This window comes from Abyssisolibacter fermentans (genome assembly GCF_001559865.1).
GTDB classification, from domain to species: Bacteria; Bacillota; Clostridia; order Tissierellales; family MCWD3; genus Abyssisolibacter; species Abyssisolibacter fermentans.
In genome coordinates this window covers 17,551-28,924 of the sequence record NZ_LOHE01000061.1, presented here as the reverse complement: position 1 = coordinate 28,924, position 11,374 = coordinate 17,551, and the positions used below count along the sequence as shown (strand labels likewise).

Sequence of the window (11,374 nt, the reverse complement as noted above, 5' to 3'; positions counted from 1 at the left end):
CATTTAATATTGCAATTTATATATAATAACTTAATATTTCTATATATTGTATTTATTGTTTTAATATGATACACTAAAAAAAACTATTGTCTACATATATAATTTATACAATAAGAAAGTGGTGGTGTAAATTAAATTTAACTTCAAAACAATACTAGTTTATGCTATGGTAACACTCACTTTAATACTATTAACTAGTTGTACATTAAATAAAGATAAAACAACTGTTAATGAAATTGAATATTTAAAACAAAAATCAATCTCTGTAAGTTTAGCAACATATACAGGAACTAAAAATATACTCGTTAATAATTCTACTGAAAAATCAAGAGACTATCTTTTAGATACAATGTTTAGAAATACAAACAAAGAAGTGTTAATAGAAAAAATAGATTTAAACTCTTTTGAAAAAAAAGATAAAAGGATAATTATTACTATAAGTATTCAAGAAAAACCTTTTAAATCAATATTGTTCCATCAATTTATATATGAATTTATAAATGATAAGTGGGTAATTGTTGATTTTGCTTTAGATGCATGAAACTAATCTCCTAGCAAATAATTATACAACTTTTGTTGATGAAGGTGATAGAACATCAATTGATACATAAGGGTTATCTCAAAGACATTTTAGACAACCCTTTTTGTTTTGATTATTCTTATATCTTCATTTTTTAGCAACATATAATTTCTTTGATGCATCTATAGTAGCAAGATAAACATTTGTTATGTCATCTATATTGTACATAGAAAGATTATTCATAAGCCACTCTTTATCCACTCCTGATTTTATTAAATTTTCATCAAATGCTTTACCATCATTTATAACTACTAAAGGTAAATCTACAGGTTTACTAGATAACATAACATCTATTGGGGTAACTGGTCTATGCGATTCTTTTTTTATAATACTAAAATGACCATTAGGTTCTAGAATTGCGTATTTAACTTCTGAAATATCAAAAATATTTTTAATCCTTAACTCAGTCAATAGTAAGTCAATGTTTATGAAATGTTTTTTTAGATTATTTCTGATTATTTTGCCATCATCTATTAAAATTACAGGTTTTCCATTTAAAAAAAGTGATAATTTTTTATTTTTTAATGATATCAAAATAAATATACAATGCCACAAGAATAAAGTTAATAATGGAACTATAATGTATTTAAACGAAATTTCACCGTCTAGCAATGGAGCAACTGTAAGAGCTCCCAATAACCATGCCAATACAAAATCATATGCAGTAAGCTGATTTACAGCTCTTTTTGGTATATACTTTCCTACAAAAAAAACTATTATCCCGACTATAAGTGTTCTTATTACATACCCAAATAATGAAATATTTTTTATAACTCCAAAAACCTGCGTCATAAGTTTTCTCCTACTAATTTATATATAAATCTTTATTAGAAGTTAAAACTCCTAAATAAATATCATTTAATTCATTAGATTTAAGTTCGTTCTGAATCCAATCATAGTTTAATCCATTCTTTTTAAGTATTTTTTCATCTATTTTTCCTTTATATATAAGAATTTGAGGTAAAATTTCTTGTGTAGTTTTGATTCCCATATCTAGTTTAGTTACAGGATGATTATTGCTATTGACAGCTGAGCTAAAATCACCTGTAGATTCAGCAATTAAATAATCTACTTTTTCAAGATTAGGTACATCTTTTTGCCTTAATATAGAAAATAAATTATCAACTGTTAGCTTTGCTTTTAACAGATTATTCTTTTTTATCTTGCCATTTTTGACTAGTATTATAGGCTTTTGAGAAACCATAGATGGAACTTTAAAATACAAGTACGATATAATAAAATTAATGAAAGTGTACACGATAATTATAGCCATAGCATCTACTAATCTTGATTTAGGACTGACCATACGAGAAGCTGCAATATGGCTAATGCCTGCAGCCATTAAAAAGTTATATGAAGTTACTATACCAGGCTGACGAAATCCCATTATCTTAGTTGAACCAAATAACATAAAATATAAAATAGATGTCCTAATAAATAATTCTAATATACCTAATTTTTCACCTTCAAAAAAAATCGTATTTATATCCATAAAATCACCTTTTATACATAATCCCAGATAAATTAAGATAAGTTCAAAAATAACATTGAACTTATCTTTATTTATCTATATATTTTTTTATTTTACGTTATACATCCCATGACTATTCATATAATTAAAAAGTTCTTCACCATGTCTTTGTTCATCTTGTTGAATATGCTGCATAGCCTGCCGAACTATAGGATTAGCTGATTCAAAAACATCAATATCATATGTTCCTGAAACATACTTCTCAGTAGATAATAAATCGGTACAAAGTACTTTATCACTTTGATTATTCATAGTTCCTTGCAGATTATTCTTAATTGTAGCTTGTTGAGCCTGTTGACCATGGCTTAAATTTGGCTGTTGTCCTTGAAGCATTTGATTAATAATATCATAGTGATGTTGTTCTTCTCCAGCAATTTTTGTAAATAGTTGCTTCAACTCAGCATCTTGAGCCTGCTGTGCGTAGTTTTTATATTTTTGAACACAAATTTCCTCTTGAACTTTTCCATCCTCTAAAAACATTCTTTCTTTTTGACTAAGTTGTATTTGCATAATAATTCACCTCCAAAGGTAGTTTTAGTAAATCATTGCAATAATATTCAACAAATAATTGTTATTTCAAATTAATAAAATTTTATAATCTACACATACTAGATTTTAAAGTTTAATATTTTAAGGAGGTAATCAATATGACTACAATAAATAAACTTGAACAGGCTTTAGCAAGCGTTCAAGGTTTAGCCGCTCAATTAAAAACATTTTCATTGGATACAAACGATCAACAAGCTAAGCAAACTTTTAAACAAATGTCTCAAACAGCTGAAAATATAGCTCAGACACTTCAAAGTAGAGTTGATTTTGTAAAATCAGAGGAGCCTCAATATAGGGAATAATATTTTATTAAATACTGCTTACACGTATGTAAGCAGTATTTTTTTATCTTGATTTTATTTACACTGTTTTTGTAATGATAATATTATGCATTCTCCAACTCCTAAACCAATATTATCTCTTCTGGTATTACCTTATACCATGAGAACAATTCAACATCAATACTACCATTAAAATCTTTTTCTACAGGCTTAATCATACATATTCGACTTCTGAACCCATTAACGCCATTATTTTTATCTGATTTAAAAAGCATCATGGTTGATGAAGATTTATGAACTGGTCTTTCTTCCAAATATTCTTTAGTATAGAATTTAAGTTGTATATCATCCTCAGCTTCATATTCAACTAATGCTAAGTTCATTCCTCTAGGGCAAATATCTTTTAGATTATCCTTATAATCTTCTTTCAACTGCTTAATCTGTTCCTTTGGAAAATCTTTCATTCGCTCATTAAACTTATGCTCTACATCTTCCCAAATATCATAATGCTGCATTTCATCAATATAAAAAACACGATTTTTATTTTCTATGGAATCATAAAAATAAAATTTATTATCTTTTTTCACTTCATTGAAATCTAGACACATTGGTTTGTTTATTAGTACTTCCTTAACATCTTGACTAACTTTTAAAGTAATATCTAATTCCTTTGACAAGTCTATTGTAGGAAATTCTTCGCTTTTTTCTTGTTCATAAGCTACAATAACTATATCAGCTAAGCTAACTTCATCCCAATTAGTTGTATCCATTCCATTTTCAATAAAGTGCTGTAACAGCATATGCCCTTCATATTTCATATCATATATACGGCTTGTGCTTGAAGAATAAAATGTCATCTTTTGTTTTTGAATTATCATTTCAGCTATATTTATATGAGAAAAACGCTTTTTGTTGTTAATATTATTAATCTTTTCATCTCTATTTGAACTATACTCTGTTCTCTCTTCTAAATCTACTTTTTCATCAAAATATATCGCCCATAATACATTTCTATGTTCTTCCATGGTTATAGAAGTTAATTGAACATCAATTCCTCTAATCTTTACTATCTTATTTATGAAAACTTCTTTCTTAGGTAAAAGCATTTTTTGTTTTAAATCTTTTAGAAACATATTTTTCCCCTCCATTAATATAAACAATCTTTATCTGGCTTTTTAATATTTAAGAATCATTACTTACAATATGTTCTTATTAGCCACCTTAACCATCTCAGGTGGCATACTATTATTTAATCTCCATACAAAGCTTATGGGTCTGTTGCCTTGGTGACTTACGTATTCTGCTGTTCCTAGATATGTGTATGGTCCTGTTATATTATTCAAGTTTTTGTACTCTCTTACAAATAATAATACTTTGCTTCCTAACCTTCTATGATTTATATATCTTTGTCCTGTTGGACTGTTAACGGACGTTGTACTCTGGCTTTGCCAGTGAAATAAATGTTCATTGATTGCATAGTCTTCGTATAAGGTTGATGGTGAAAAGTCTTTTTCACTCTTGTTCAATGTTATGAAAAATGCATCTATATTTCTTTCTTTGAAATACTTCACTCCTGCTTGCAGAGTTGGACTTTGAACTTCGTTGTAGTCTCCTAATCCTGCTAGTATTTGATCTCTTGTATACATACAGTGTAAATCTAAAGGACATTCATAACCTATATCTATTTTTTTATCTACAAAATGTATATTGTTGTAGTTGTATTTTAATATTTCTATTATCTCTTCTTTCATTTCTCTATTTTGCTTTAGTTTATTTATGCCTTCTTCTATAGAAGCAAAGTTCATTTTAGCTGGATGCTTTGTATAGAAAGTATAATATAGCATATTTTTCATTAACTTTTCTTCTTGATAATTGAAATCATTTTTAAAAACTAAACTATCACTCAATAAATTTATGCTGTATTTAATAAACCTTCTGGAATTAATATGAAACAGATTTTTTAACCTCTTTACTATCAATTCTTCATCTACATTACTAATACATTCACACAAACCACTCTCTACTATCATTCTGTAAAAGCTTCTTTTTCCTGTTCCTCCATAGAAATCAACTACCGATATATGATGATGATTTAAGAAATTCTCTAATGTAAGCTTCATCTCTGTATCCGTTTCAAAACTTTGCATCATACTTATCAATTTTGCTTTAGTATTAATTGCTTGTTTTATATTGTTTAAAATATACTCTTTTGCTTGCTTTTCTAATTGAATATGACAACCCTTTGGCAAATTTATAAACCCGTTTTCAATATAATATTTTACTGAATGTTTTGTTTTTCCTAACAATACTTGAAATTTTTCTTCAAAATTATAACTTTTATGTGCTTGTCCCACAAAATCTAGTACTGTTAAACATTCTTTTCCCTCATGAAGTCTAAGACCTCTACCAAGCTGTTGCAAGAATACTGTTAAACTCTCTGTTGGTCTTAAAAATAAAACTGTATTTATTGCTGGAATATCTATACCTTCATTATATAAATCAACTACACATATATAGTTTATTTCTCCAGTTTCTAATTTGTGCTTTGCTAATTTCCTTTCTTGAGGTAATGATTGTCCTGTTAAATACATTGATTTAAGTCCCTTATTATTGAAGAAGTTTGACATATATTGTGCATGTTTAATACTTACACAAAAGCATAATGCCTTTACTTCATTCATATCTGTTACATACTTTTTAATACTATTATATATCTGTATTGACCTCATATGATTATCTGTATATAGATTAGTTAATTCATTTGTGTCATAACCTTTCCTTCCAAATTTCAACTTTGATAAATCGACATTATCAGCTACACTAAAATATTGAAATGGGCATAGAAGTTTTCTGTCTATTGCTTCTGTCAATCTTATTTCTGCTGCTATTTTATTATCAAAATATTTTTGTATATCCTTGTTATCCATCCTCTCTGGTGTAGCTGTAAGTCCCAATAATATCTTTGGCTTATAATACTCTAACAATTTTTTATACGATGGTGCAGCTGCATGATGAAATTCGTCTACTATTATAAAATCATAATAATCTGATGTAGTCTTGTCATATAGCTTCGAACTATTAAAACTCTGTATACTGATAAATAAGTGGTCTAATGAACTAGGTTTATTCTGTCCAACAAACATATCCCCAAAATTTCCATCTTTAAGTATTGCTCTAAAAGTATCTCTACTTTGCTTCAATATTTCTTCTCTATGTGCTACAAATAATAATCTTTTACTTTGATTATCTCTCACAAATCTTTTATAATCGAAAGCCGATATTACTGTTTTACCTACTCCTGTTGCTGCTACTATTAAATTCTTATTTCTACTAAATATTTCTCTTTCTGCCTGAAGTTGTTCTAGTATCTGCTTTTGATAGTAATATGGTGTTATATCTAACATAAAATTAACTTCACTATCAGTCCTATTATTCTTTTTTAATGCTTGTCGTAATTTCTCTTTATCATTTTCATCTTTACCTGAAAACCCAATAAATTCTCCATCATTCCAATAGCTCTCAAAGGTAGCTCCAAATTTTTTTATTATATCAAATGAATCCTTCTCTGTAACCTTCATATTCCATTCTAAACCACTTGTCACTGCTGGATTTGATAGATTTGATGAACCTATGTACGCTGTTGTAAAGCCTGTCTCTCTCTTAAACATATATGCTTTAGCATGTAATCTAGTCCTCTTAATATCATATGATATCTTTATTTCTACGTTCTTTAATTTACTTAGCTCAAGTATCGCTTTAAAATCTGTTGCTCCCATATAAGATGTAGTTATTATTCTAACTTTAGTATCATTTCTTTTTGTTAACTCCTTCAACTCATCATATATAAGTCTTATACCACTCCATTTAATAAAAGAAACCAACATATCTATAGAATCACAGGATAATATCTCCTTCTTAAACTCACTAATGAGACTTGGTTCTTTTGACGCTCCTGTAAAAAGAGAACATTGAGATAGTGATGTAGTGGGTCTTACTGGTCTTTGTTTATTATTTATACTCCTAATTGAATTTATCTTTGAATATAAAGCAGTTAAAATCTCCGCCTCTTCACTTATTTCATATTCCTTCAAAGATTGTTCATTTGATATCATGCTAAGCTTATCTATAATCTCATTACATGCTTTTATTTGCTTTAATAATATTTCTTTTTCATTCAAGTTTGTTTTTGTTTTATTATCTCTTATATAACTAAGACCTCTTTTAATGACTTCGCTAACATATTTTGAAAGAACTGTTTTAGCTTCTTCAACATCTATCTTATCTTTATCTATATACATATCTTTTAACTCATATAGTCTACTATTGAGCTCCTTACTTATAACCTCCTCGTAAATTCCCTCTTTCATTAGAACACCCCTTTAATAAACTAATAATAGTTGATTACCAAATGCTACACTAATCATAAATACTACATTTAAATGTATTGAAATACATCAGTTTCCCCCATATATATGTTGCAAAAATTACGCAATATAGTCATTAGGGAACACTCTAATGTTTCTTTGAAAGCGTGACTTTAAGAGTTCGTTTCTCCATCGCTTCTACTCAAATCAAAAGAAACGAACTCTTGTCGGAACCGTCAAAGATTATTAGAAGGTTCCCCTCGCCCAAAATTAATGAGCCAAAACAATGATAGTTATCCACATTTTTTTATTTGCATTTTGCAACTCCTATAAACTAATAGCTTATCTACTTAATTCACACCTTAAAAATATCTCATCCTTCGATTCTAAACCTATTACTTTTATATCAAACCCACAACTTGTATATAATTTTATAGCAGCCTTATTCTCAGGATGTAGACTTAGCCATATTTCTTTGTTATCGTAATTATCTTTTATCAAGTTTATTATTTTTTTTAATGCTACTTTTCCATACCCTTTTCTTTGATGTTTTTTATCTATCATAAATCTTGTAAGATTCATATCCCCATCATCATCTAATACATATGCTACAAAACCTATGACTTCTTGTTCGTGATATACTGCAAAGTTTTCCATGTTTTTAATGAATTTTGATTCTGCAATTGAATATAAGTTGGATGGTAAGTAATCTTTTTGTTGTTCATCTAATTCTAGCTTTATGCAAGCCTTCCAATTATCTTTAGTTACTTTTTTTATTGTTACGTTCATAAAAACTCCTCTCATATTATGTAATAAAACCTATATTACTTTTTTTACTATCTATACAATATATAAAAAAAGTCATCTAAATAATTATCACTTAAAACGACTGTTAAATCTATAGTCTTCTATAATGTTCATCCTTATAATCATATTTTTCATTTATTGCTTTTTCTAGTTCCTTTAGTATAATTTCTTTATCTTTTGGAAAAACACCACCCAAAGCAACATAATTAGATGCATGATTACTTCTGAATACACAATTGGTTAATTTAAGATTTTTAATTAGGTGCTTAGTCTCTATCATTATTTCATTTGGGTTTAGCAACTCAACCTTACCAGCTTTTATATCTTCATATATTTGAGTTTCTGGGTGTATTAATAATGTTAATAGTGCAAAATAATCAGGATCAATTTCATTTAATACTCTTGCAGATTCTTCTGCATGCTCTTTCCATTTTTCTTTGCCACCTAAACCTGATATAATCATCACTGATAGTTTTATACCTGAAGAAACAACTTTTTTACCTGCCTTAACTATTTCGCTTGAAGATACACCTTTATTTACACATTTTAAAATCTCGTCACTTCCTGATTCTATTCCTAGATAAATTATTCCTAGTCCTAATTGTTTTAATTCTCTAAGCTCTTCTACTGTTTTTCTTAATATATTTTTGGGTGATCCATATATACCTATACGTTCACATTCAGGAAACAATTCTTGTATTTTAACCAAAATCTTTTTTAGTTCTTCATTTTTTAATATCAGTGCGTCTCCATCTGCTAAAAATATTCTTTTGACACATTTATAGTTACGCCTTGCTTCAATTAGATCTTTTATTACATCATCTATCTTTCTTACCCTAAATTTTTTGCTTTTATACATATTGCAAAAAGTACATTTATTATGTGAACAACCTATTGTTACTTGAATAATAAGGCTGTAAGCTTCACTTGGAGGCCTGTATACTATTCCTTCATATTTCATTGTTATCACTCCTTCCCAGTTGTACAAGCTGTCACAGACAAAACTAGTCCTTTAATCTTTCATATTATCCCCCTCTTTCAAAACCTTAACTCCCTCATAATCATCTATTATACTTAATAATTCCTTTTCACTCTTAACATTCATTATTTTGTTTCTAAAATCATCCTCCATAAAAAACTTAGATAATCTAGATAATGTTTCTAGATGGAACCCCCTTATCTACTTTATTTTGGATATTTCAATCTCGTCTAACAACTTTTCGACATCATGCTTTTTGCAAAGGTCATCGGAAAAAGCAGTTGCACTTCCACAAGTAACTCCCCATTTAAATGCTTCTATAATATCTGAAGTATTAATATAATTTGCTAGAAAGCCTCCAATAAGCGAATCACCAGCCCCAACTGAATTCTTTACTATGTCTTGTGGTACTTTTGCATGATATACTCCTTCATCACAAATCAAAAGCGCTCCTTCACCAGCCATTGAAATGATTACATTTCGAGCTCCCATTTGTATTAATTTCTCAGCATAATATATAATTTCTTCTTTATTGACTATTTCAGTATCAAATATCTCACTTAGCTCATATTTGTTCGGCTTTATTAAAAACGGATTGTACTTTAAAGTTGATATTAATGCATCACCTGTTGTATCAACAACTACTTTCACCTTATTTTTCAAACATATTTTCTGAACCTGGCTATAACAGTCTCTAGGAAGAGTTTTTTGAATGTTTCCTGCAAGAACAACAAAATCATCCTTTGTTAATCTTTCAACTTCCTTAAATAACTTGTTCAGGTCGTCTTCTTTTATTTCAGAACCTGAACAGTTTATCTCCGTCTCTTCATCGGTTTTAAGCTTTACATTAATACGCGTATCACCTTCTACTCTTATAAATCCAGTATCAACCCCCTCATTTTCTAAAAATTTGCTAATATATTCTCCTGTAAATCCACCTATAAAACCCAGTGCTTTACTTTTTACGTTTAAATTATTTAATACTCTTGATACATTGATTCCCTTTCCACCAGGATATTTATAGTCCTCTTTTACTCTATTAACTTCTCCAAATTTAAAATTATCTACTTGAAGAATGTAGTCTATAGACGGATTAAATGTTATGGTATATATCATTATTCTGTCACAACCTTTATTCTAGTTTTTTCTAGGTACCTTTCATGATTTTCAGATTTTGAATTAGTTATAATCGTTGCTAGTCCTATATCTGAAACTTTTACAAAATTAACTTCTCCAAATTTGCTTTCATCAGCTAATACAAATGCTTCTTTTGATAGTTTCATAATGCTTTCCTTCAGTATCGCTTCCTCGGAGTCAGGTGTGGTAAATCCATACTCTAGATGTATACCGTTAATCCCAATAAAGCACTTATCAAATCTAAATCTTTCTAGATTTTTTAAAGCATCTATTCCGACAGCCGCTTTAGTTCTTGCTTTAATTCTTCCTCCAAGTATATATGCATCAATATCTTGTTCTACAAGGGCATCAATATGTTTAAGGCCATTTGTAACCACAACGATATCTTTTTTATCTATATATTGAATCATCTCAAAGATAGTAGTACCAGCATCTAGATATATACAGTCTCCTTCTTCAATCAAAGCTGAAGCATATTTAGCTATTTTTGATTTTTCACTAATATTTTTAACTTGTTTTTCTTTATAGCTTGGCTCATTAAGTCTTCCCTTTAATAAAGTTGCTCCACCATGAATTCTTTTGAGTTCATTAATACCTTCAAGATACGTTAGATCACGTCTTATGGTAGATTCTGAAGTTTTTGTGAATTTTACAAGCTCATTTATCTTAACTATCCCTTTATTTTTCAATATTTCTAATATCATTCGTTGTCTTTCTTCAGTTAACATATTAATCACCTCCTATTACATCTTAGTGTTATTATAATTCAAAAACAGTCATAATCCAACCATTTTCTTTTACATTCAGTCAAATGTCTATCGCTTAATCTAATTTTTCTTTCATTTTCAGTCATGATTATTATTGTCATTTAATATATAATTTGATACTTGATGGATTTTATCACAAAAAAATAAAAGGGTATATAACCCTTTCAATGTCAATTGAAGCATTGTTATTTTTACTCATTTATTTCAACAGTTCAACTCCTCGAGTTCTATAGAACCGATATCTATATCACGAGTCTTTTTAAACCCTTATCTTTTCTGAATTTTATTACACATCTTTTCATTCCATCTCCATATATTCCATCCACATATTTTCTTTTGAACCTCATATTCATATACATCTGACCCTCTATCTCACGGC

13 protein-coding genes are annotated in these 11,374 nt (G+C 28.5%); 2 read left to right on the top strand and 11 right to left on the bottom strand.

All coding sequences use genetic code 11. The features are described 5' to 3' along the window. The first annotated feature begins 166 nt into the window (after positions 1-166). Entirely contained in the window at positions 167-541 is a 375-nt protein-coding gene (locus AYC61_RS10910; RefSeq protein ID WP_066501789.1) for a hypothetical protein, read from the top strand. A gap of 126 nt (positions 542-667) precedes the next feature. Here AYC61_RS10910 and AYC61_RS10905 read toward each other — a convergent pair whose 3' ends face one another. From AYC61_RS10905 to AYC61_RS10895, 3 genes are all read right to left on the bottom strand, one after another. After that, entirely contained in the window at positions 668-1,372 is a 705-nt protein-coding gene (locus tag AYC61_RS10905; RefSeq protein ID WP_066501787.1) for a YetF domain-containing protein, read from the bottom strand. Positions 1,373-1,385: 13 nt separating this feature from the next. Next, positions 1,386-2,072 (bottom strand): DUF421 domain-containing protein, encoded by a 687-nt coding sequence (locus AYC61_RS10900; RefSeq protein WP_066501785.1) that lies wholly within the window; start codon positions 2,070-2,072, stop codon positions 1,386-1,388. Between the two features lie 87 nt (positions 2,073-2,159). After that, positions 2,160-2,621 (bottom strand): spore coat protein, encoded by a 462-nt coding sequence (locus AYC61_RS10895; RefSeq protein ID WP_066501783.1) that lies wholly within the window; start codon positions 2,619-2,621, stop codon positions 2,160-2,162. Positions 2,622-2,758: 137 nt separating this feature from the next. On the opposite strand from AYC61_RS10895, the gene AYC61_RS10890 reads away from it, so the two are divergent. Then, the gene (locus AYC61_RS10890; protein ID WP_066501781.1) at positions 2,759-2,962 is read left to right on the top strand and encodes a DUF1657 domain-containing protein; all 204 of its coding nucleotides are present in this window, start codon (positions 2,759-2,761) and stop codon (positions 2,960-2,962) included. A 101-nt stretch (positions 2,963-3,063) separates the two neighbouring features. On the opposite strand, the gene AYC61_RS10885 is transcribed toward AYC61_RS10890, so the two are convergent. The 8 genes from AYC61_RS10885 to AYC61_RS22290 form a co-directional block, all read right to left on the bottom strand. Continuing rightward, positions 3,064-4,074 carry a hypothetical protein gene (locus AYC61_RS10885; RefSeq protein ID WP_066501777.1) on the bottom strand — a complete coding sequence of 337 codons (1,011 nt, stop codon included), beginning with the start codon at positions 4,072-4,074 and terminating at the stop codon, positions 3,064-3,066. A gap of 63 nt (positions 4,075-4,137) precedes the next feature. After that, complete coding sequence (locus AYC61_RS10880) at positions 4,138-7,308, bottom strand: DEAD/DEAH box helicase (RefSeq protein WP_066501775.1); 3,171 nt, start codon at positions 7,306-7,308, stop codon at positions 4,138-4,140. 339 nt (positions 7,309-7,647) lie between these two features. Further along, the gene (locus AYC61_RS10875; RefSeq protein WP_066501773.1) at positions 7,648-8,094 is read right to left on the bottom strand and encodes a GNAT family N-acetyltransferase; all 447 of its coding nucleotides are present in this window, start codon (positions 8,092-8,094) and stop codon (positions 7,648-7,650) included. 109 nt (positions 8,095-8,203) lie between these two features. Then, a complete protein-coding gene (locus AYC61_RS10870; protein ID WP_066501769.1) occupies positions 8,204-9,073 on the bottom strand; it encodes a radical SAM protein in 870 nt (289 codons plus the stop codon). A 51-nt stretch (positions 9,074-9,124) separates the two neighbouring features. Then, positions 9,125-9,292: a PTS sugar transporter subunit IIA gene (locus AYC61_RS20700; RefSeq protein ID WP_156456438.1), complete on the bottom strand. Its 168-nt coding sequence runs from the start codon at positions 9,290-9,292 to the stop codon at positions 9,125-9,127. Beyond that, complete coding sequence (pfkB, locus tag AYC61_RS10865; RefSeq protein ID WP_066501767.1) at positions 9,293-10,207, bottom strand: 1-phosphofructokinase; 915 nt, start codon at positions 10,205-10,207, stop codon at positions 9,293-9,295. Further along, complete coding sequence (locus AYC61_RS10860; protein ID WP_066501762.1) at positions 10,207-10,956, bottom strand: DeoR/GlpR family DNA-binding transcription regulator; 750 nt, start codon at positions 10,954-10,956, stop codon at positions 10,207-10,209. Before AYC61_RS10860 ends, pfkB begins: the two co-directional genes overlap by 1 nt. Before the next feature lie 281 nt (positions 10,957-11,237). After that, positions 11,238-11,354 (bottom strand): peptidoglycan-binding domain-containing protein, encoded by a 117-nt coding sequence (locus AYC61_RS22290; RefSeq protein WP_420806811.1) that lies wholly within the window; start codon positions 11,352-11,354, stop codon positions 11,238-11,240. Positions 11,355-11,374 lie beyond the last annotated feature (20 nt).

Coding starts and splice junctions, on each gene's coding strand:
- AYC61_RS10910 (WP_066501789.1), top strand. CDS start 167: ATGGTAACACTCACTTTAATACTATTAACTAGTTGTACATTAAATAAA.
- AYC61_RS10905 (WP_066501787.1), bottom strand. CDS start 1,372: ATGACGCAGGTTTTTGGAGTTATAAAAAATATTTCATTATTTGGGTAT.
- AYC61_RS10900 (WP_066501785.1), bottom strand. CDS start 2,072: ATGGATATAAATACGATTTTTTTTGAAGGTGAAAAATTAGGTATATTA.
- AYC61_RS10895 (WP_066501783.1), bottom strand. CDS start 2,621: ATGCAAATACAACTTAGTCAAAAAGAAAGAATGTTTTTAGAGGATGGA.
- AYC61_RS10890 (WP_066501781.1), top strand. CDS start 2,759: ATGACTACAATAAATAAACTTGAACAGGCTTTAGCAAGCGTTCAAGGT.
- AYC61_RS10885 (WP_066501777.1), bottom strand. CDS start 4,074: ATGTTTCTAAAAGATTTAAAACAAAAAATGCTTTTACCTAAGAAAGAA.
- AYC61_RS10880 (WP_066501775.1), bottom strand. CDS start 7,308: ATGAAAGAGGGAATTTACGAGGAGGTTATAAGTAAGGAGCTCAATAGT.
- AYC61_RS10875 (WP_066501773.1), bottom strand. CDS start 8,094: ATGAACGTAACAATAAAAAAAGTAACTAAAGATAATTGGAAGGCTTGC.
- AYC61_RS10870 (WP_066501769.1), bottom strand. CDS start 9,073: ATGAAATATGAAGGAATAGTATACAGGCCTCCAAGTGAAGCTTACAGC.
- pfkB (WP_066501767.1), bottom strand. CDS start 10,207: ATGATATATACCATAACATTTAATCCGTCTATAGACTACATTCTTCAA.
- AYC61_RS10860 (WP_066501762.1), bottom strand. CDS start 10,956: ATGTTAACTGAAGAAAGACAACGAATGATATTAGAAATATTGAAAAAT.
- AYC61_RS22290 (WP_420806811.1), bottom strand. CDS start 11,354: ATGTATATGAATATGAGGTTCAAAAGAAAATATGTGGATGGAATATAT.